Source organism: Sorangium sp. So ce836, assembly GCF_028553905.1.
Lineage (GTDB): Bacteria > Myxococcota_A > Polyangia > Polyangiales > Polyangiaceae > Sorangium > Sorangium cellulosum_D.
Genome location: NZ_CP102233.1, coordinates 2,045,732 through 2,066,127 on the forward strand (window position 1 = coordinate 2,045,732; position 20,396 = coordinate 2,066,127).

6 protein-coding genes are annotated in these 20,396 nt (G+C 70.7%); 4 read left to right on the forward strand and 2 right to left on the reverse strand.

The genetic code is table 11. The features are described from left to right. Positions 1–3: 3 nt before the first annotated feature. Positions 4–14,721 carry a type I polyketide synthase gene (locus tag NQZ70_RS07455; protein WP_129573600.1) on the reverse strand — a complete coding sequence of 4,906 codons (14,718 nt, stop codon included), beginning with the start codon at positions 14,719–14,721 and terminating at the stop codon, positions 4–6. A gap of 759 nt (positions 14,722–15,480) precedes the next feature. Here NQZ70_RS07455 and NQZ70_RS07460 point away from each other — a divergent pair. The 4 genes from NQZ70_RS07460 (at position 15,481) to NQZ70_RS07475 (ending at position 19,159) form a co-directional block, all read left to right on the forward strand. Next, entirely contained in the window at positions 15,481–15,795 is a 315-nt protein-coding gene (locus NQZ70_RS07460) for a hypothetical protein (protein ID WP_129573601.1), read from the forward strand. 60 nt (positions 15,796–15,855) lie between these two features. Continuing rightward, the gene (locus NQZ70_RS07465; RefSeq protein WP_207217769.1) at positions 15,856–16,857 is read left to right on the forward strand and encodes a hypothetical protein; all 1,002 of its coding nucleotides are present in this window, start codon (positions 15,856–15,858) and stop codon (positions 16,855–16,857) included. A gap of 11 nt (positions 16,858–16,868) precedes the next feature. Continuing rightward, entirely contained in the window at positions 16,869–17,984 is a 1,116-nt protein-coding gene (locus NQZ70_RS07470) for a beta-methylarginine biosynthesis bifunctional aminotransferase (RefSeq protein ID WP_129573602.1), read from the forward strand. Positions 17,985–18,334: 350 nt separating this feature from the next. Continuing rightward, on the forward strand, positions 18,335–19,159 hold the full coding sequence (locus NQZ70_RS07475; protein ID WP_237245119.1) for an IS630 family transposase: 825 nt from the start codon (positions 18,335–18,337) through the stop codon (positions 19,157–19,159). Between the two features lie 204 nt (positions 19,160–19,363). Here the strand turns inward: NQZ70_RS07475 and NQZ70_RS07480 are convergent, their stop codons facing one another. After that, a complete protein-coding gene (locus NQZ70_RS07480; protein ID WP_129573603.1) occupies positions 19,364–20,329 on the reverse strand; it encodes an NADP-dependent oxidoreductase in 966 nt (321 codons plus the stop codon). Between the last annotated feature and the right edge of the window lie 67 nt (positions 20,330–20,396).

Below are 20,396 nucleotides of genomic sequence, written 5' to 3' on the forward strand. Positions count from 1 at the left end.
CGTTCAACCGGCGGGCTTGTCGTCGAAGAGCGCGAGCAGCTCATCCTCCGAGAGCTTCTCCACCTCCTCCGTGAAGCGGCACGGCGCATCGCCCTCGCCTGCCGGAGCCGCTGCGCCGCTGGTCTCGACGGAGAGCCCCATCTCCTCCATCAGGTGGCGAGCCAGCGACGTCAGGTTAGGGCACATGAACAGCAATGTGGCCGGCAGCTTGATCCCGAGGCTGGCCTCTATCCGATTACGGAGCTCCAGGCTACTCAGGGAGTCCGCCCCGAGGCTGCTGAACCCGGTGGTCCTGTCCACCTGGGACGCCGGCAGATACAGCACACGGCAGAGCTGCTCGCTCAGGTGCTCCTCCAGGATCGTCACTCGCTCCTCGGGTCGCGCATCCTCCAGCGCCCTCCTCGTGCTGAGCGCTCCCGAAGACCTCGGCGCTCCAGGGTCCTGCTCTTTCAAGAGCTCTGCCCAGAGCGGCGAGCGCGCGGCGACCGGGTAGAACTCCAGCCACTGGCGGACGTTCAGCTCGAAGATCCCGATCTGCGCCGTCGGACGCGCGAGGAGGCGTCCCAGCGCCTCCAACCCTTCTGCCGGCGTGAGGCTCCGCATGCCCCGACTCGCGAGCCGCTTGCCGCGGCTGTCGTCCGCCGCCGCGAGCCCGACCTCGGAGAACGGCCCCCAGTTGATGCTCATCGCCGGCAAGCCAGTCCGGCAGCGGTGGTGCGAGAGCGCGTCGAGGAACGCGTTGGCGGCTGCGTAGTTTGCCTGTCCGGCGGCGCCGAGGAGCGACGCTGCCGACGAGTACAGCACGAAGAAGTCGAGCGGCATGTCCCGGGTCAGTGCGTGCAAGTTCCACGCGCCGAGCGCCTTGGGCTTCATCACGTTCCGGAAGCTCTCCGTCGACAGGTCCGCGGCTCGTCGATCGTCGAGGACCGCGGCCGCGTGGACGACGCCGCGAAGCGGCGGCAGGCGGCGGCCGAGCTCCCGCATCACGGCGGAGACCTCGTCGTACTGCGACACGTCCGCCTGGATCACCTCCACCTGCGCACCCGCCCCTTCGATCGCGGCGATGACGGCGCGGGCCGCCGCGGAGGCGCCGCGCCGCCCCACGAGCGCCAGGTGGCGGGCGCCCTGCGCGGCCAGCCACTGCGCGAGCGAGAGCCCGAGGCCACCGAGCCCGCCCGTGATCAGATAGCTGCCGTCCGCCCGGATGCGCGGGCGGTCCGCCGGGAAGGCCGGCGCGATCCGCACCTCCGGATCCCGCATCGTCAGGGCGATCTTGCCGACATGCTTCGCCTGCGCCAGCGTGCTGAAGGCCTGGACCGCCTCCGCGATCGGAAACGAGCGGCAGGGGACGGGCCCGAGCACGCCAGCGTCGAAGAGGCGCACGACCTCCTCGAGGAGCGATGAAACGAGCTCCGGTCGCTGGGTCAGCATCGCCCGTAGATCGACCAGAGAGAACGAGAGGTTCCGGAGGAACGGCCTGAGCCCGAGCTTCCTGTCTTCGTAGTAGTCCCTCTTTCCGATCTCCACGAACCGGCCGTGATCCCGCAGGAGCCCGAAGCTCGCGTCGATGAACTCCCCCGACAGCGAGTTCAGGACCACATCGATCCCTTCGCCGTTCGTGATCCGCCGCACCTCGTCCACGAACTCGAGTGATCGCGAGCTCATCACATGCTGGACGCCGAGCGAGCGCAGAAGATTGCGCTTCTCGTCGTTCCCGGCGGTGGCGAAGATCTCGGCGCCGACGTGCTTCGCCCACGCGATGGCGGCCATTCCGACCCCGCCGGCGCCCGCGTGGATCAAGACACGCTCGCCCTCGCGGAGCCTGCCGACGTACGCGAGCGCGTAGTAGGCCGTCAGAAAGGCGATGGGGATCGTCGCGGCCTGCTCGCAGCTCAGGCGCTCGGGCCAGCGAGCGACGAACGAGCGTCTCGTCGTCACGAACGAGCTGAAGCTCCAGGGGGCCAGCGCGAACACCTCGCAGCCTACCTCGAGGTCCGTGACCCCCTCGCCCAGCGCGACGACGCGCCCGGCGCACTCGCCCCCGAGGCTGGGTGACGCGCCGCTGGCCTCCGCAGTGTCGTCGGGCATGACCCCAAGAGCGAGGAGCACATCGAGGAAGTTCACCCCGGCGGCCTCGACCTCGATCTCCACCTCCCCCTGGCCTGGACGGCGGCGCGGGATCTCCCGCAGGCTGAGCCGCTCCAGCACGCCGGGCTCCTGGATCTCGAGACGGAACGGCCGATCCCTGGCCGGCTCCAGGGCGGGGTGGACCGCGGTCCCGGCCTCGCTCGCGAGCGAGGTGCGCACGAGGCGCGCCGCGAAGCGGCCGTCCGCGCGCAGCGCGATCTGATCCTCGCGATCCCCGAGCTCGATTTCCCGGAGCAGCGATCGCGCCTCTCCCGGCGAGCTCACCGGGCTCAGATCCACGTTGGTGCACGCGAGCTCGGGGTGCTCGAGCGCCAGCGTCCGGCCTAGGCCCCAGAGCGGCGCCTGGGACACCGAGGCAGCGCCGCCCTCCAGCCCCGCCGCTTGCGCTCCGCGCGTCACCAGGAAGAGCCTCGGCGTATCGCGGCCACCTCGATGCACGAGCGCCTGCGACAGGAGCAGCGCGCTCAGGCTGCCGAGGCGCAGATCCGCTTCCAGCGACTCGGGCGTCGTGTCCGCCGCCGCCGTCGCATCCAGGCTCCAGAGGTGCACGACGCCTCGACATGGAAGATCTTTGCCGAGCGCATCGCGGAGCAGCGCATGAAACGCGCCCGGATGGGCTGGGTCGATCTCGTAGGATCCGGGCGCGAGGCGAGCATACCGCTGCCCCGCGACGACCTGCACGCAGGGTTCCCCGCGCTCGTGCAGCAGGGAAGCGACGGCCGCCCCTGTACCGCCCCGATCCGTGAAGAGCAGGAGGACGCCCGTCGCACGTCGCACCTCGGGTGCCCGGGCCAGGGGCTCCTTGCGTTGCCACTCGAGCGCGAACAGCGGCGCCTCTCCTCCGGCGGGCGCCGCCTGGGGAAGGGCGCCGCGGGCGAGCCGCTGGGCACGAAGCCCGTGGACCTCGGCGACGACCCTCCCGTCGTCCTCGAGCAGGTCCACGTCGCCGGTGAGCTCGCCGTCGGCCGCGGCCGGCCCGGCCGAGAGCCGCGCGTGCACCCACACCTCCTGGCCGGGCCGGCCGTAGACGCGCGCGTGGCGCAGGCCCACGGGCACGACGAGCCGGCCGTCGACGGGCGCGCGCGCCTCTGCGGCCAGCGAGGCGCCCAGCACCTGGAGGCACGCGTCGAGGAAGGCCGGATGCAGCTGGTAAGCGCCGTCCTGCCCCGCCAGCGCGTCCGTAAGACGCACCCGGCCCAGGATCTCGCCCGAGCCGACCCACAGCTCCTGCACGCCCTGAAAACAAGCGCCGTAATCGAGCCCAAGCGCCTTCATGTGCTGGTAGTGCTCGGCGCCGCGCATCGGCCTCGGACACCGCTGCTGAATCCGGTGCGGCGCTTCCTTCGTCGGATGCGCTCCTGCGGCCCCGTCGCTCCAGCGGAGCCGTCCCGCGGCGTGCCGCTGCCAGGACGCGCCGCAGGCCTCGCGGCTCAGGATCTGGAACGAGGCATGGTCGTGGCGCTCCATGGCGAGGGTCACCTGCACCGTGCGCCCGCCCTTCGGCGGGATGACGAGCATGCGCTCGAACCGCACGTGCTCCAGCGCCGGCGTCCCGGCGCGGCCGGCCCCTGCGGCGGCGGAGAGCGCCATCTCGACGTAGGCGGCCCCGGGCAGCACGGCCTCGCCGTGCAGTCGGTGATCTGACAGGTAAGGCAGCGCCCCCGCGCTCAGGGTCTGCTCCCAGGAGCGGGTCTCAGGATGCTCCGATTCGGGCAGGGGCGCGCCGAGGAGCGGGTGGCCCTCGTCCCTCGAGCCAGCGCTCGAGCCAGCGCTCCTGGGGCGCACCGGGGCGCTTCCGCCCGGCGAGCCCCACTCGAACCAGCAACGCTGCTGCTGCCAGGGGTATGTCGGAAGCGCGACGCAGCGCCCGCCCGCGGGGTAAAGGCGCTCCCACGCCACGGGCCGGCCCGTGGTGTACAGCGCGCCCAGCGACCGCAGCAGGCTCCGCCGCTCCTCCTGACCGCGCTGCAGCGAGGCAAGGACATGACCTTGTTCCGCTCGCGAGGAAAGGCACGCCCGAAGGTGAACGGAGAGGACCGGATGAGGCCCCACCTCCAAGAACACATCATGACCGTCGGCGATCGACGCCTCGACGGCGCGGGCGAACTCGACCGGTGCTCGGATGTTGTCCGCCCAGTGCTGCAGATCGAGCTCTCCGTCGACCCTCGCACCGGTGACCGTGCTGTACATCGGGCGCTCCGGGCGGCGCGGCTCGAGCGCGCCGACGGCGCTCAGGAGCTCCTGCTGGAACGGGGCCATCTGCGGGCTGTGGAAGGCGTAATTGACCCGGAGCATGCGGCAGTGCACCTTCCGCTGCGCGAGGCGCTTCACCACGCGCCGGAGCGCCGCCCCGTCGCCGGACAGCACGACCGAGCCGGGATCGTTGACGGCGGCGACAGACACCTGGTCCTCGACGCCACGGAGGGCGCGCGCCGCCTCCTCCGCCGGCAGCGCGACAGCCGCCATCCTCCCGAGGCCCGTCGCACGCTGCATGACGCGTCCGCGGGAGACCACGAGGCGGACAGCGTCATCCAGGCTCAGGATCCCGGCGAGGTGTGCGGCGGCCACCTCGCCCACGCTGTGCCCGATCACCGCGTCGGGCGTCACGCCCCATGCGCTCCAGAGCTCTGCCAGCGCCACCTGGAGGGCGAAGAGGGCCGGCTGCGCCACGAAGGTCTCGTCGAGGCGGGAGGTCGCCTCCGTCGCGGCGAGCTCGTCGATCAGAGAGAAGCCACCATGGCGCTGCACGAGCGGCTCGCATCGCTCGAGCGCGGCCCGGAAGACCGGCTCCTCGGCGAGCAGCTCTCGGCCCATTCCCGCCCACTGGGAGCCTTGCCCAGCAAGCACGAACACCACCCTGGGCTGCCGGTTCCCGGGCGCCGCCTGCCCCTGCATGACGGAAGCGCGCGGCTCGCCGGAGAGAAAGGCGTCGAGCGACGTGACGAGCTCTTCCCAGCTGCTCCCGAGAAGCGCGAGGCGGTGCTCATGATGGCTGCGCCGCACGCTCGCCGTATACGCCACGTCATGGAGCGTCGCCGGGGCCTCGGAGGTCGCCTGGGCGAGGCAGGCCCGGTAATCCCGGGCCATCGCCGCGAGAGCTTCCGGGCTCCTCGCCGAGATGGGCAGGAGCGTGACGGCGCGCGTCGCCGTGGGCGACGCTGCGGCGCTCCGTGGCGCCTCCTCGAGCACCACGTGGGCGTTGGTCCCGCTGATCCCGAAGGAGCTCACGCCGGCGATCCGCGGCGCTCCGGTGGCCGGCCACGGCACCGACTCGGCGGCCACCTGCAGCGGGAGCTCCTGCCAGGCGACGTGCGGCGAGGGCGTGGTGAAGTGCACCATCCGCGGGATGCGCTGATGCTGGAGCGCGAGCACCGCCTTGATGACTCCGGCTACCCCCGCGGCCGCCTGGGTGTGCCCGATGTTGGATTTCACCGAGCTCACCACCACGGGTCGGTCCGGCGTGCGCCCGGCGCTCAGCGCCCTCCCGAGCGCCAGGAGCTCGATGGGGTCTCCCAGCGGCGTGCCCGTGCCGTGTGCCTCGACGTAACCCACCGCGGACGGCGCCACGGCCGCCTGCGCGAGCGCGCGCCGGATCACCTCCTCCTGCGCCGGGCCGTTCGGCGCGGTGAGCCCGTTGCTGCGCCCATCCTGGTTGACGGCCGAGCCGCGGATCACCGCGAGGACTGGATCTCCGTCGCGCTCGGCGTCGGACAGGCGCTTCAGCACGACGATGCCGCAGCCCTCGCTCCAGGCCACGCCGTCGGCGGATGCGTCGAAGGGCTTGCAGCGGCCGTCCGGCGCGAGGGCGCGCAGGCGGCTGAACTCCACGAAGATGTCGGGGAGCAGCACCAGCGTCGCGCCGCCCGCCAGGGCCAGAGAGCACTCCCGGGCCCGCAGGCTCTGGCAGGCCAGATGGACGGCTACGAGCGACGAGGAGCACGCCGTGTCCACCGTCATGGCTGGGCCCCTGAGACCCAGGAGGTACGAGATTCGACCTGACGCCACGCTCGCCGCGCATCCGATGGCCACGTACCCGTCGAGTTGCTCGGGCGCGCCCGAGGTCAACACGCCGTAGTCGTGGTACATGAGCCCCACGAACACCCCGGTGTCGCTGCCCATCAGGCGCTGCTGCGGCAGCCCGGCCCGCTCCAGCGCCTCCCAGCTCGTCTCGAGCAGGAGGCGCTGCTGCGGATCCATCCGGGCCGCCTCTCGCGGCGAGATCCTGAAGAAGCCCGGGTCGAACTTGTCCACCTCGGAGAGGAAGCCGCCCGAGCGGGTGTACGTCTTCCCGACCGCGTCGGGGTCGGGATCGTAGTAGGCGTCGACGTCCCAGCGATCCTTCGGGACCTCCCGGATCGCATCCACCCCCTCGTCCAGCAGCCGCCAGAAGCCCTCAGGATCCCGCACGCCGCCCGGGAAACGACAGCCGAGGCCCACGATCGCGATCGGCTCGTTGTCCGCGGCGCGCGCCGCGGGCGGCGGCGGCGCGGCGCCGGTCGTCGGCTCCGGCAGCGCCTTCTCGAGCAGGTAACGCGCCAGCGCCGCCACCGTCGAGCAGTCGAACACCAGGGTCGCGGGGAGCGGCTGACCGACGCGCGCCGAGAGCGCGTTGCGCAGCTCCACGGCCATCAGCGAGTCGAGGCCCATCTCCTGGAGAGGTCGTTCGGCGCTGATGTCGTCGGGGGATCCAAGGGACAGCACCTTCGCCACCTCGGCGCGCACCACAGCCTCGATCGCCGCCGGTCGCGCCGCTCTGGGCAGCGAGGCGAGCCGCGCCGTGTACGCGCCCGCGTCTGCCGCCGGGGATCGTGCGGGCGACGGCGCGACCAGCGCTCGCCACAGCGGCGGCACGTCGCTCGCGGCAGCGAACGAAAGCCTCGCTGCCCGCGCGTCGAGCGACAGCAGCCCGAGCTGCGTCTCTCCGCGCGACATCGCGCGCCCGAGGAGCGCGACGGCCTCGGACGGCGGCAGCGTGCCGATTCCCTGCCGAGCGAGGCGCGCCTTGTGGGCCTCCCCCAGCTTCCCGGCCATGCCGCCTCCGGACCAAGGCCCCCAGTTCACGCTCTGCGCCGGGAGCCCCTCGGCGCGCCGGAGGTGCGCCAGGGCGTCCATGAACGCGTTGGCCGCCGCATAGCTGCCCTGGCCAGGCGGGCCCAGGAGCGACGCCACCGAGGAGAACAGCACGAAGAAGTCGAGCGGCATGTGCCGGGTCTCGCTGTGCAGGTTCCATGCGCCGCGCACCTTCGGCGAGAGCACCGCCGAGAGGCGCGAGGCGTCCTGGTCGGCGAGCATGCCGTCGTCCAGCACCCCCGCCGCGTGGATGACGCCCCTGAGCGGCAGGTGCCGCGGGAGCGAGGCGAGCAGCGAGCGCACCGCGGTCGCGTCGGCGACATCGATCTGGGCCACGGTGACGAGCGCCCCTCTGGCCCGCAGCGCCTCTATCGCCGCCGCGCCCTCGCGGTCCGGGGCGCGGCGGCCGGCGAGCACGAGGTGCCGCACCCGGTGCTCTTCAGCGAGCCAGCGCGCCGTGTGGAGCCCGAGGGCCCCGAGCCCGCCCGTGATCAACACGGAGCAGTCCGCCATGATCCGCGGCCCCGGCGCCGGCAAGAGCGCGACCTTGCCGGTGTGCCTAGCCTGCGCCATGAGCTGGAAGGCTGCCTCTGCGTCGCTCATCGCGAACGTTCGCACGGGCAGCGGGCGCAGCCGCCCTGACGCGAACCCCTCGAGCAGGAGCTCGAGCATCGCCTGGATCCGCTCTGGCCCCACCTCCCAGAGATCGAAGGCGCAGTAGCGCACCCCGGGGTAGTCCCTGGCGATCACCTCGCTCGATCGGACGTCGGTCTTGCCCATCTCCAGGAAGCGGCCGCCTGGAGAGAGCAGCGACAGGCCCGCGTCGACGTGCTCGCCCGCGAGGGAGTTGAGCACGACATCCATGCCGGCGCCCTGCGTCGCTGCCCGGAACAGAGCAGCGAACTCAGGCGACCTCGAGCTGGCCCTGTGCCGTACCCCCATCGCCTCGATCACCGGCCACTTCGGCGGGCTCGCCGTGGCGAACACCTCGGCCCCGAGCCACGCGGCGATCTGCACCGCCGCCATGCCCACGCCCCCGGCGGCGGCGTGGATCAAGACCCGCTCCCCTGCCTGGAGCTGCCCCAGGTCGTGCAGCGCATGCCAGGCGGTCAGGAACGCGACAGGCACCGTCGCTGCTTGCGCGGGCGTCATCCCCGCCGGCTGCGGGGCGACGAGGCGCGCGTCGGCGGTCACGTACCGCTGGAAGGTGCCCCTGGCGATCGCCATGACACGATCGCCCACCGAGAGGCGATCGACCCCCTGGCCCACCGCCGCGATCACCCCCGCGCACTCGTTGCCCAGCGGTCCGGCTTCGCCGCGGTACACGTCGAGCGCCGCGAGCACGTCGCGGAAGTTCAGCCCGGAGGCGGTCACCTCGATCTCGACCTCGCCCGGCCCGGGCGCCCGGCGCTCCGCTGCGGCCAGGTGCAGCTCGCTCAGGAGGCCTCTTCGCCCGTGCTCCAGCCGATAGGACACCGCCTCGGGGATCGCGAGCCCGGCCGCCGCGTCCGCCCTCACGAGCCGAGCGACGCGCCGCCTGCCGGCGCGCAGCGCTACCTGCGTCTCTCCGTCGGCGCTCGTGAGCTCCCGCATCAGGGCCGCTGCCATGTCCTCGGTTCGGGCGGACGGATCGAGATCCACCAGCGTGCACCCGAGCTCCGGGTGCTCCTGCATCGCCACCCGCCCGAGCCCCCAGAGCGGCGCCTGCGCCACGTCGGAGACATCGCCGGGCTCCACGGCCTGGGCGCCCCGAGTGACCCACCAGAGCCGAGCCCCCGCCGGCGCCGCGCGCCGGGCCAGGGCCGGCGCCGCGCGCCGGGCCAGGGTCCGCACGAGGTGCAGGCCGGCCGCCGCGAGCTCATCCGCGCGCTCCGCGGGCGACCCCGCCAGCGCTGGGGACGGTGTCACGTCCCACAGGACCACGACACCCTGGAGCGGCGCGCCCGCCGGCTCGTCGGCGAGCGCTGCATCGAGCGCCTCGGGAAACATCCGGCTCGCCCCCGCCGCGCCGCGGTCGCGCGTCACCTGCCACGGCCCTCGCGCCACGACGACGCAGGTCGCGCCCGAGGATCGCAGGCGCTCCACCAGCGCTTCCCCGACGGCCGAGCCGTCGGTCAGCACGAGCCAGCGCTCCTTCGGCGTCTGTTCGCCCGAGGCCTGCGGCGCCTCCATCCAGCTCAGCCGATACAGCCGCTCCAGGGGCGCCTGGCTGTCCGCCGCGCGCAGCGCCGCGCGATCGGCGTGCTTCAGCCGGATCCCCGATACCTCGGCGATGGGCCGGCCCAGCGCGTCCAGGAGCGCGACGTCGCCCGACATGACCGGGGCGCCGGGCTCCGCTGCTCGTTGGACGCGAGCGTGCGCCCACGCGACCGTCGCTCCTGGCTGCCACACGCGAAAGCCGGACACCCCGACGGGCAGGACCGCCGAAGGCGCCGACGCGCACCAGGGATCGAGCGCGGCGAGCAGCGTTTGCAGCGCCGCGTCGAGCAGCGCCGGGTGAACCCCGTAGGCCCCGGCGTCCTCGAGCTCGCGCGCCGGGAGCGTCACCTGCGCGATCGCTTCGCGGTGGCCTCGCCAGAGCGCCGTGATCCCCTGGAATGCCGGTCCATACGCGAGCCCCGCATCGCCACAGGCCGCGTACATGTCTGCCGCCGGCACGACCGCCTGGCAGCGCGCCTGCACGGCGCCGAGATCCACGGCGGTCCAACACGCCTCCTCGGACCACGGCTGCACGCGCCCTTTGGCGTGAACCGTCCACGCGTGCTCCGGCGCCGCCTCGAGCGTCTGGCTGCACACGGTCACGGTGGTGTCCTGTCCTGCCTCCGCCGACAGCACGACCTGCACGCGCACGCCGCCGGTCTCCGGCAAGAGCAGCGGTGCCTGGAGCAGGAGGTCCTCGACGCTCACCCGCTCATGGCCGAAGCGCGACGCCGCGGCCGCGCGCGCCATCTCCAGCACGGCCGCCCCTGGCAGCACCACCTCGTCGAAGACGCGATGATCGGCGAGGTACGGCGCCGTCTCCGCGCTGAGCGCGGCCTCGAAGGCGGCTCCCACCGTCGCCACCGGCAGCCTCGCCCCGAGGAGAGGGTGTCCTGACGCCGCGCCCCGAGGGGCCGCGTGCGCTGCCGGTCCCGGATCGAGCCAGTAGCGCTTCCGCTGCCACGGATACCGCGGCACCGAGACGACGCGCCCTCCCGACGGATACAGGCGCTCCCAGTCCACCGCGCAGCCGCACACGTACAGCGCTCCGAGCGCTTCGAGGAGGCTCCGCCGCTCCTCCCGCCCGCGCCGCAGCGTGGAAACGGCGCGCCCCTCGACCGCCCGCGCCGCGAGGCACTGCTCCACGTTGCTGGACAGGACCGGGTGAGGTCCGAGCTCCAGGAACACCCGGTACCCGTCATCGATCGCGGCGCCGATCGCGCTCGCGAACCGGACCGGCTCCCGGAGGTTTCTCGCCCAGTAAGCGACGTCGAGCTCGACGTCCGAGAGCCTGGCGCCCGTCACCGTGCTGTACAGCGGCAGCTTCGGGCCATCCAGCGCCATGGCGCCGAGCGCTTCGAGCAGCTCGCCCGCGAGCGGAGCCATCTGCGGGCTGTGGAACGCGTGGCTGCCTGGCAGGTAGCAGCAGCGCACGCCCTGCTGCTTCAGCCTCGCCACCGCCTCTTCGAGCGTCGCGGTGGCGCCTGAGAGCACCACCGCGCCGGGGTCGTTGATGGCCGCGATGCACACCCGCTCTTCGACACCGCGCACACCGCGCAGGGCGCGCGCCGCCTCCTCGGCGCCGAGCGCGACAGACGCCATCTTCCCGAGCCCCGCTGCCTGCTGCATGACGCGCCCGCGCGCGCACACGAGGCGGACCGCCTCATCCAGGCCCAGCGCGCCGGCCACGTGCGCCGCCGCGACCTCGCCGACGCTGTGCCCCACGACCGCGTCGGGCGCGATGCCCCACGACGCCCAGAGCGTCGACAGCGCGGCCTGCAGCGCGAAGATCGCGGGCTGGGCCACGTCGGTCCCGTGCAGGCGCGACCGATCTTCGGGCGCGGCGAGCTCTCGCAGGATCGAAAAGCCCGCGCGCCGGGCCACGAGCGCGTCGATCCTCTCGACTGCGGCGCGAAAGACAGGCTCTCGCGCGAGGAGCTCGCGGCCCATACCCGCCCACTGAGATCCCTGGCCCGAGAAGATGAACACCACCTTGCGCTGCGCCCGGGGCCCCGCCTGGCCGTGCACGAGCCCCGAGCGCATTTCCCCTCCTCGCACGAACGTCCCGAGGGATGCGACCAGGCCCTCTGGCGAGCACGCCACCGCCGCGAGGCGGTGATCGTGGTGACTCCGCCGGGCGCCGGCCGTATAGGCGATATCGCGGATGCTCCGGGCGCCGGACGGCCAAGCTCGGGACAGCAACGAAAGGTACGCGTCCGCGTGGGCGGACAGCGCCTCCGGGCAGTGCGCGGACAGCGGCAGCACATACCAGCTCTCATGGGGCTCGGGTTCCGGAACGGAGCCCGGGGCGGCGTCGCTCGCCGGAGCCGGGGTGTCCGCCATGAGATCGAGCGCGTCCACGCCCGTTCCCGCGGCGGGACAGATCTCGCTCCACCTCACGGGATGGCCCGACGCATAGAGCGCTCCGACAGCGTCGAGCAGCGCGGCGCGCTCGTCCTCGTCCCGGCGGAGCGAGGCCAGAACGACGCCGCGCTGTCCGGCGTGGTTGAGGCTCGACGTGACCGCGTGCTTCAGCAGCGGGTGCGGGCTGATCTCGACGAAGACGCTGTGTCCCTGCTGAATCAGCGACGCCATCGCGTCGGCGAAGCGCACCGGCTCGGCCAGGTTCCTCGCCCAGTACGAGGCGTCGAACCGCTCGCCCTCCAAGGTCGAGCCGGTCACGCCTGAGCAGATGGGTACGCGCGCCGGGTGTGCCGATACGCGCTGCAGCGCCTCGAGCAGATCCTCACGGAGGGGATCGACCTGCGGGCTATGGGCCGCGACGTCCACGTTCACCTGGCGGCAGAAGACGCCGCGCTGCCCGAGCGTGGCGAAGACCTCGGCCAGCGCCTCTGGCTCTCCGCTCAGGACCGTTGCGTCGGGGCTCGCGTGGATCGCACGGCAGAGGCGCCCTTCACGGCCGGCCAGCGCCTCGCCGGCCTCGTCCCACGGCAGCGCCACGAGCCCCATGGCTCCCTGGCCCCGGATGCGGCGAATCAGGCGGCCCTGCGTGGAGATGACGAGCATGGCGTCCTCGAGGCTCAGGGCGCCAGCGACATGCGCCGCCGCGACCTCGCCGATGCTGTGTCCGACCACGAGCGCGGGCTCGATGCCCCACGAGCGCCACAGCGCCGCGAGCGCGACCTGGATCGACACGATGGCCGGGCAGCTGACGTCGATCTCATCCATCATCCGCGCGCGCTCGCTGCCCGCTGTCAGCTCATCGAGCAGGGACCAGCCCACGTACCGCCGGATGAGCCGATCGCAATCCCCGAGGACGGCCCGGAACAGCGGCTCGCGCGCGAGCAGGGAGCGCCCCATGCCCAGCCACTGCGAGCCCTGACCCGAGAAGACGAAGACCGGCTTTCCGAGGCGCCCCTGCGCCGCGATGCCCGACGCGATCCCGGGTCCGCCCGCGATGCCGTTCGGCTCCGGTCCTGGTTCGCCATCAACGCAGCGCTGGAGCTTTTGCCTGAGCTCGCGACAGGAGCGTGCCGTGATGGCGAGGCGGTGGTCGCCATCGCTGGAGCGGAGCGCCAGCGCGCGGCAGAGCTCCTGGACCGAGCTGCGCGCCTCTGCCGGGGGCAGGTGCCCGAGGAGCTTCTGCGCGGCTGTCCGCAGCGCGTCCGGGCGCTCTGCGGAGAGCGGCAGGAGCTCTGCCTGCGGCGCCGGCCACTCCTGGAGCACGACGTGACAGTTCGTCCCTCCGAAGCCGAACGCGCTGACCCCCGCCGTCGCGAGCCTGTCCGTATCTGGCCAGGCGCTGATCGTACGCTGAACCGAGAGGTGGAGCTCGTTGAACGGGATGTACGGGTTCGGCGTCTCGAAGTGCAGGCTGGGCGGCAGCTCTCGATGCTTGATGCAGAGCGCGACCTTGATGAGGCCGGCGATACCCGAGGCGGCCTCCAGGTGGCCGATGTTCGTCTTGACGGAGCCGACGAGGAGCGGCCGCTCGGCCGGCCTGGCTGCTCCGAAAACGGAGCCCAGCGCCGCTGCTTCGATTGGATCGCCAAGCAATGTCCCCGTGCCGTGGGCCTCCACATAATCGACGGCCGCGGGATCCACGCCGGCCTGCCGGAGGGCAGCGCGCAGCACGTCCACCTGGGCGCTCGGGTTCGGCGCGGTCAACCCGCTGCTGGCTCCGTCATTGTTAACAGCGCTGCCGCGGATCACGCAGACGATGGGATCGCCGTCCGCGAGCGCGCGGGAGAGCGGCTTCAGCAGCATCACGCCTCCGCCCTCGCCACGAACGTACCCGTTCGCGCGCGCGTCGAAGGTGAAGCACCGTCCGTCCGGCGACAAGCCACCGAACTTGGACACTTGCATCGTGCTCTCTGGGACGATATTCAGGTTGACACCGCCGGCCAACGCGAGCGTCGATTCGCCGCGGCGCAGGCTCTCGCACGCGAGGTGTACGGCCACGAGGGAAGAGGAGCAGGCGGTGTCGAGCGCCAGGCTCGGCCCCTGCAAGCCGAGCACGTAGGATACGCGGTTCGCGACGATGCTGTGATGAAGGCCGGTCACCGTGTGCTGCGCGACGGCCGCGGCGCCGGCCTGCTGCGCCAGCGCAGCATAATCGGTCCAGACCACGCCGAAGAAGACGCCTGTTCGGCTCCCCTTGAGCTCTCCTGCCACGAGACCCGCGTCCTCGAGCGCCTCCCAGGCCAGCTCCAGCATGAGCCGCTGCTGCGGATCCATGTGAACCGCCTCTCGGGGGGATATCCCGAAGAAGAGCGGGTCGAACTGGTCCACGTGGTCGAGGAACCCGCCCCAGCGGGTGTTCATCTTGCCGGGCGCGGCCAGCTCGCGATCGAACAGCGCGTCAGCGTTCCACCGAGCGCGGGGGACCTCGGTGATGGCGTCCACTCCCTCCCGAAGTAGCCGCCAGAACTCCTCGATGTCGGGCGCTCTTGGAAGCCGGCAGGCCATGCCGATGACGGCGATGGGCTCGCGCGCCGAGGGCTGGACCGCGCTCACGTCCTCGGGCGAAGCCGGCGAGTCTGCGCCTTTGGCGGCCGCCGCACCCATCAAACCAGCAAGGTACCGAGACAAGGCGTCAATCGTCGGGTGCTCCCAGAGCAGGGTGGGCGGCAGGTCGCGCCCGAGCGCCTGAGACAGGTCGGCGAGCAGGTGCATCGCACTGAGCGAATCGAGCCCATAGCGGCTGAACCGCTCGCCGGTATCGACCGATCGCAAAGGTAGCCGCGCCAGCGCAACCAACCGATCGATGAGCCAAGTCTGGATCTCTTCTTCTGTTCGTACGGCTGCGCGCCGAGCGGCTTCGTCCGTCGCTTGACCCATCATCCTGGTCCCTCCGATGAGCAGATTTGATGCGCCAGATAGGCAAGCACAACTCGGTGGCTACCGAGCTCATGCTTGGAGGAGGCCTGTCCTGGGCACGCGGGCATGTGTTCTCCAGGCTGGCGAGGTTCTCCCCGTCGTCGAATCAGGATCGATCATGCGGCGGTCCGAACTGCATGTCGCCGGTCCGACGCGCGGCACGAGCGTAAGTGCCGCGACGCCACGCGTGGATTTACCCTAGTGCTGGGATGGTGCCTCGCAAGTGACCTGAGCTTACGGTGGACTTCCCAGACGCTCCTGACAGGAAAGCCCAGGCCGCGCCTGATGGTGATGGAGCCTGGCGGACCTCCCGACGACTCGCCGGTCTAGCCGTCGGGCTCTGCCAGCCAGAGCGTGCTCTGTTCGATCGTGGGCATCCTTTTCGGGATCGGTTCGTTGCGCTGCCCTGCTGAGCTGGATCGCCTGAATCCGAGCCGCATCGACCTGGCACGTCGGCTGCTTGAGAGATAGAGATGTAGAGATGTGACAGCGGGCAGCGGTGGGCCGGCGAGTCCCCATGGCTGCTCGTCGTGCGCGCGCCGCTCCGGGTCATCGCGCCTCGAAGCGACGAGGCCGCTGCGGCCACGCGAGACGCGCGGCAGCCGAGGGGGTTCCGCCCCAGGAAGGACCAGTAGCGACCGATGCAAGAGGACACTGTTCATGATCGAGCGGCTCGCCGGCGACAACGCGAGCCAAGCTCCAGCACAGCGCTAGCGGAGTCATATGCCCACCATCGAATTCTTCGGTTACAGCGACGATGATCGAGCTATCCTCGAGCATCGCGTCCGCGAGCGGCTGGACGCTGAGCCGTTCCGAGGAGATTGTGTATTCGTCACGGCGGCGCGCTCCCGTGTCCGCGATTGGCAGGGCAACGAACGTCCCTTCCTCCGAGTCAGCACGAGATCCGTGGAGCGGGCCGAGCGTTTCAAGGTCCTGCTCAACGATCTGTGCGATCTCGAGATCGTCCAAATCGGCTTCAATCCGATGAGCATCGGAGAAGAGCGCGATGAGACGAATCATGGGTACGGCGAGCAGTGAGGCGACGTGGCTTGATGACGCGACGCGACAAACACGAGATCTGGCATGAGGTAGACACCGATGACCGATAGCAATTTCGAAGTTCGGCTGATCGAGGCGTTGCAGCCCATTCGAGGTTTCGCGCTGGCCCAGGGAATATATCATCTGTTCCTGAGCGGCATCTTCGACCGGCTGGTCAGCGGCACGTCGACTCTGCAAGATCTCGAGGATTCGGGAGCGCACCGAGGACGAACCGCTGGTTTTCTTCGTTATCTCGCGAATGAGGGGCTCGTCTTGCTGCAGGGTGACGCTGTTTCGCTGACCTCACGGGGGCGCGAGCTCGCCGAGTTCCGGCCCTGGTACGAGTTGCTGATCGGAGGTTACGCGCAGACGTTCCAGCAGATCACGGAGACGCTCCGGGGAGGGAGCTATGCCAGCCGCGACGGCGCGATGGTCGGGATCGGAAGCTGCGGCATCAGCCGATACGATGCCTTGCCGCTCGTCCGAAGGTTGTTGGCGAATATGCCGATGTCCGCTACGCAGCTCATCGATCTGGGCTGCGGCGATGGAACGTTCCTGGCAGATCTGGCGCGAGACTACCCTGGCGTTCACGCCATCGGTATAGACCCCTTCGCACCTCTCCTCAGCGGCAGCGAGCTGCTCACGTTCTGTCGGGCTTCTGCAGTGGACTATGTCCGCTCTCTCGATCCCGAGGGACCCGTCGCCGGTCGTCCTCGCCGCCTATTCCTCGCCGCCTTCCTGCTGCAGGAGATCCTCGAGCAGGAGGGCCGGGCGGATGTGGTCGAGCTCGTGCGGAACGCGCTCCGCGGGGATGCGTCCCTCGTGGTCGTCGAGGTCGATCATCGACCGGCGGATCCATCGGTCATGCGGCACGGTTTGGGCCTCGCCTACTACAATCCCTATTATCTCCTGCACGTCCTGACCGAGCAGCGGCTGGAGACGACGCGGTTCTGGTTGGATCTTTTCGAGGAGGCGGGTGCCATGGTGGTCGCTCGACAGCACGTGAACCCAGAGGTTGATTCGACCGGGCTTCTGTTCGGCTGCGTGCTGAAGTCCAGGTGATTGGAGGAAGTATGGAACAGACACCGCTGGGCAAGCGACTGGCGCGTGCTGCGCGAGCATCCGATATAAACTGGAAGTTCCTTGTCGAAAACGTTCCGGTCTGGCCGGTCGCTCCGCCGGTCCCGCCGTATACATGGGGAGACGGAGATCACCGGTATGCGCCGAGCCAGGGGGTTGAAGTGCTGCTCGACGCCTTGCACGACCGTGGTCAGTCCCAGGGAGTGCACGTCGGGACCGAGTCGATTCTCATCACCAACGGTGGTCTCGACGCCCTGGGGTTGACGGTCCGTCACCTGAGGCGGTCCGGGGTGAGCCGCGCCGTCTGTGCGGGGCCCATCTTGCTGAGCCTGGCCCAACTGTTCGACGTCACTGGGCTTCAATTAGTCGTCCAGCCTTGGTCGAGACTGTGGTCTGAGCAGAGTTGGCGGCTATTCCGCCTGGGTCCTGGCGACGTCGTCTACATCAACACTCCACACAACCCCACGGGCACATGCCTCGAGAATTGGATAGTGAAGGATCTGCTCAAGGACCAGGAGCATCACGGCTTCGCGCTGATCTTCGATCTGGTGTACGACTCCTTTACCTATGGACCGCAGCGCTTCGTTTCTCCGTTGGCGCTAGTGGAAGAGTGGAGAAATGTCTTTGGTGTCAACAGCTTCTCCAAGAACTACGGAGCTCCCGGGCTTCGTGTTGGATGGCTGGTCACCGAGCCGGGGACGATCGCAGATCTGACTTCGCATCTTGAAATGGAGCGAATCGCCGTGTCCACCGAGGCTCAGCTCCGGGCCGCCGCCCTGTGCAAGCATGGCAATGCGCCGCTCGTCGAGCGAGTCGACCACGGTCACCAGCTCGTCGTCGATTGGGCCCTGGAGCACGGCGTTCGTCTGGACTCCGTGCGGAGCGGGACTCAGGCGTGGCTCGACCTTGAGGCCGGTGATACGGAGCGATTCGCGGACTCGCTGCTGGTGGAAGATATGATGATCGTCGCGACGGGCGCGAACTACTACCCTCGAGACGTCGACCATATTCGCGTGCCGACGGGATTGCCGGCGTCGTTCTTGGCGGAAGCACTACAGGTGATCGCCAGAGCTCGGCATCGAGCGCGCTGCTGCCATTCAAACCGGTGAGGGTGTCATCGAAACGATGCGGGAAGATATCCTCGAGGTCGTGGAGATCGGTGTTGCCGTCGTTCGCCTACCGCCTCGCCCTTCGCGCTGCTGCCGCGTCCAGCTTCGCCTCTGCCTCGACTGCCGCCCGCTCCCGGGCCTCCTCAACAAACACGCGATCGCCATCATCGAGACGCGCGACCGGGCGGTCGGACGACGACGTGGTTCGGAACGAGCAAGGAGCTGTCACGGCTCGAGGATGGCCTGGCGGAGCTACACCCCCGCGAATTCGCCGCTCGGTTCGGATTTCATCGAGACGCCAGCGCCTGGCTCGCTACGCGCGCTCCTCGAAGCTTCCGCACCGCATCGTCGTGCGGGCGAAGATCGCCCTGCTTGCCGAGCCGGGGCTGTCCAACGCCGTCATCGCCGAGCAGGTAGGCCGCGACGTCAAGACGGTGCGCAAGTGGCGCGACCGCATCGCCGCGCTCGAGGACCCCTTGGCGCTGGAGGACGACTACCGCACTGGCCGGCCGGCGCGCATCTCTCTAGAGGTGCATTACGAGCTCATCAAGCTCGCCTGCCTGCGGCCCCCCGACGACAAGTCGCCGTTCGAGCAGGTCTGGACCCTCAAAACCCTGGCCGATGCGCTTGCCGAGTCGACCGGCGTGCAGCTGAGCCGGACCGAGGTCTGGAGGATTCTCGAGGGCGCCAGCTTGAAGCTGCATCGCGTCCGGCTCTGGTTGCACAGCCCGGACCCGGACTTCCGACCCAAGGTGGCGAAGATCTGCTGCCTGTACGTGCAGCCGCCCGAGGGAGCGACGGTGCTGTGCGTCGATGAGAAACCAGGCATGCAAGCGCGGGAGCAACGCTTCGCTCCGCGAGCATGCGGTCCAGGTCGCATGGCCAAGCTCCACGCCGACCCGGTACACGCCGAAGCCGTCGCCTCGCGGCTGTCAGCGCGCGGCTTCCCCCACCTGCGCGCTCGCAAGCGCGGCGAGCTGGTCGTCATCGAGTCCGGTCCCGACGACGACCCCATCCCGCATGCGCGCCTGTGGCGCGACACCGTCCAGCTCTGGAGGCTTGAGATCGCCACGCATACCGGGCGCTGGGAGCCGACGGGCATCCGCGCGCCCCTCAAGGTCATCCTCGATGTCCAGGTGCAGGACTTCCCCTGGGTGCTGACGCCTCTCGTCTGAGCGGGATGGTGTCAGCTGGGAGGCCCGGCAGGCTCGGCAGGACCTGTCGCCCAACCAGGGACGAACTTGGGCGACGATGTACTAGCACCGCGTCGCCGAAGGGCGATCCGCAGCCGCCGGGGCCTCGCTGCTCGCCAGCGCCCGCAGGCGCTGCTCAGGAGAATGGCCTCGTCGGACGCGCCCGGAGGGCCGCTGCGCTGGACCTCAGCGAGCAGGCGTGATTGCCAGGACGATCTTGCCACGCGGGCGGGGGCGGGTGCCGTCGAGCATCTCATGCGCGCCGCGGACCTCGGCGAGCGGCAGCACGGCGCCGATGTCGACCGAGAGCTCGCCCGCGTCGAGCAGGGCGGCGATGCGGTCGAGGTGGGACGTCGTGACGTCGACGAGAAAGAAGCTCGCCCGCACGCCGCGACGGGCGGCCTCTTCCTGATCTGGGGTCGACACCGCCGAGACCAGGATGCCACGCCGCTTGAGCACGGCGAAGGACCGCGCCTGGGTGTCGCCGCCGACGAGGTCGATGACGGCATCGACGTCCTTGGCGGCCTCCTCGAAGCGCTCGCTCCGGTAGTCCACGACGACGTCCGCACCGAGACCGCGGACGAAGTCGCGATCCTTGGCCGAGGCCGTCGCGATCACACGGGCGCGAACCCGGCGCGCGAGCTGCACCGCGTACGCGCCGACGCTGCCGGCCGCGCCGTGCACCAGCACGGTCTGTCCGGCTTCGAGCTGGGCCTGATCGAACAGCGCCTGCCACGCCGTGACGGCGATGACCGGCATGGAGGCGGCCTGCACGTCGTCGAACCGGAGAGGCTTGCGCGTCACCCTGCACGCCTGCGCCACGGCATAGCCTGCGTGTGCGCCGGTGAAGCGCCTGTTGGTGACGCCAAAGACCGCGGCGCCCGGCGCGAGGCCGGTCACCTCGGGGCCGACCGCGGCCACGGTACCAGCGAGATCCGAGCCGAGCGTCAGCGGCAACGGCTGGGGCAGCACGCTCTTGCCGGCACGAATCCAGGCGTCCCACGGCCCGACCCCGGCCGCCGCGACGCGGACCAGCACCTCGCCCGGGCCGGGCAGCGGGACCGGCACCTTGTCGAGGGTGATGACCTCGGGGCCGCCGAACCGGTGGACTCGGGCGGCGTCGGTCGCGCTGGGGAGCATCGTCGAGAACATGGTGTGGATCTCGTGAGCGTCGAGGGAGCGCACCCCGGAGCTTCCGCCCTCCGTTCGCGTCCGCCTC

Excerpts from the sequence above, each read along its gene's own strand:
- NQZ70_RS07470 (WP_129573602.1), top strand. The coding sequence starts at position 16,869 with ATGGAACAGACACCGCTGGGCAAGCGACTGGCGCGTGCTGCGCGAGCA.
- NQZ70_RS07465 (WP_207217769.1), top strand. The coding sequence starts at position 15,856 with ATGACCGATAGCAATTTCGAAGTTCGGCTGATCGAGGCGTTGCAGCCC.
- NQZ70_RS07460 (WP_129573601.1), top strand. The coding sequence starts at position 15,481 with ATGCCCACCATCGAATTCTTCGGTTACAGCGACGATGATCGAGCTATC.
- NQZ70_RS07480 (WP_129573603.1), bottom strand. The coding sequence starts at position 20,329 with ATGTTCTCGACGATGCTCCCCAGCGCGACCGACGCCGCCCGAGTCCAC.
- NQZ70_RS07455 (WP_129573600.1), bottom strand. The coding sequence starts at position 14,721 with ATGATGGGTCAAGCGACGGACGAAGCCGCTCGGCGCGCAGCCGTACGA.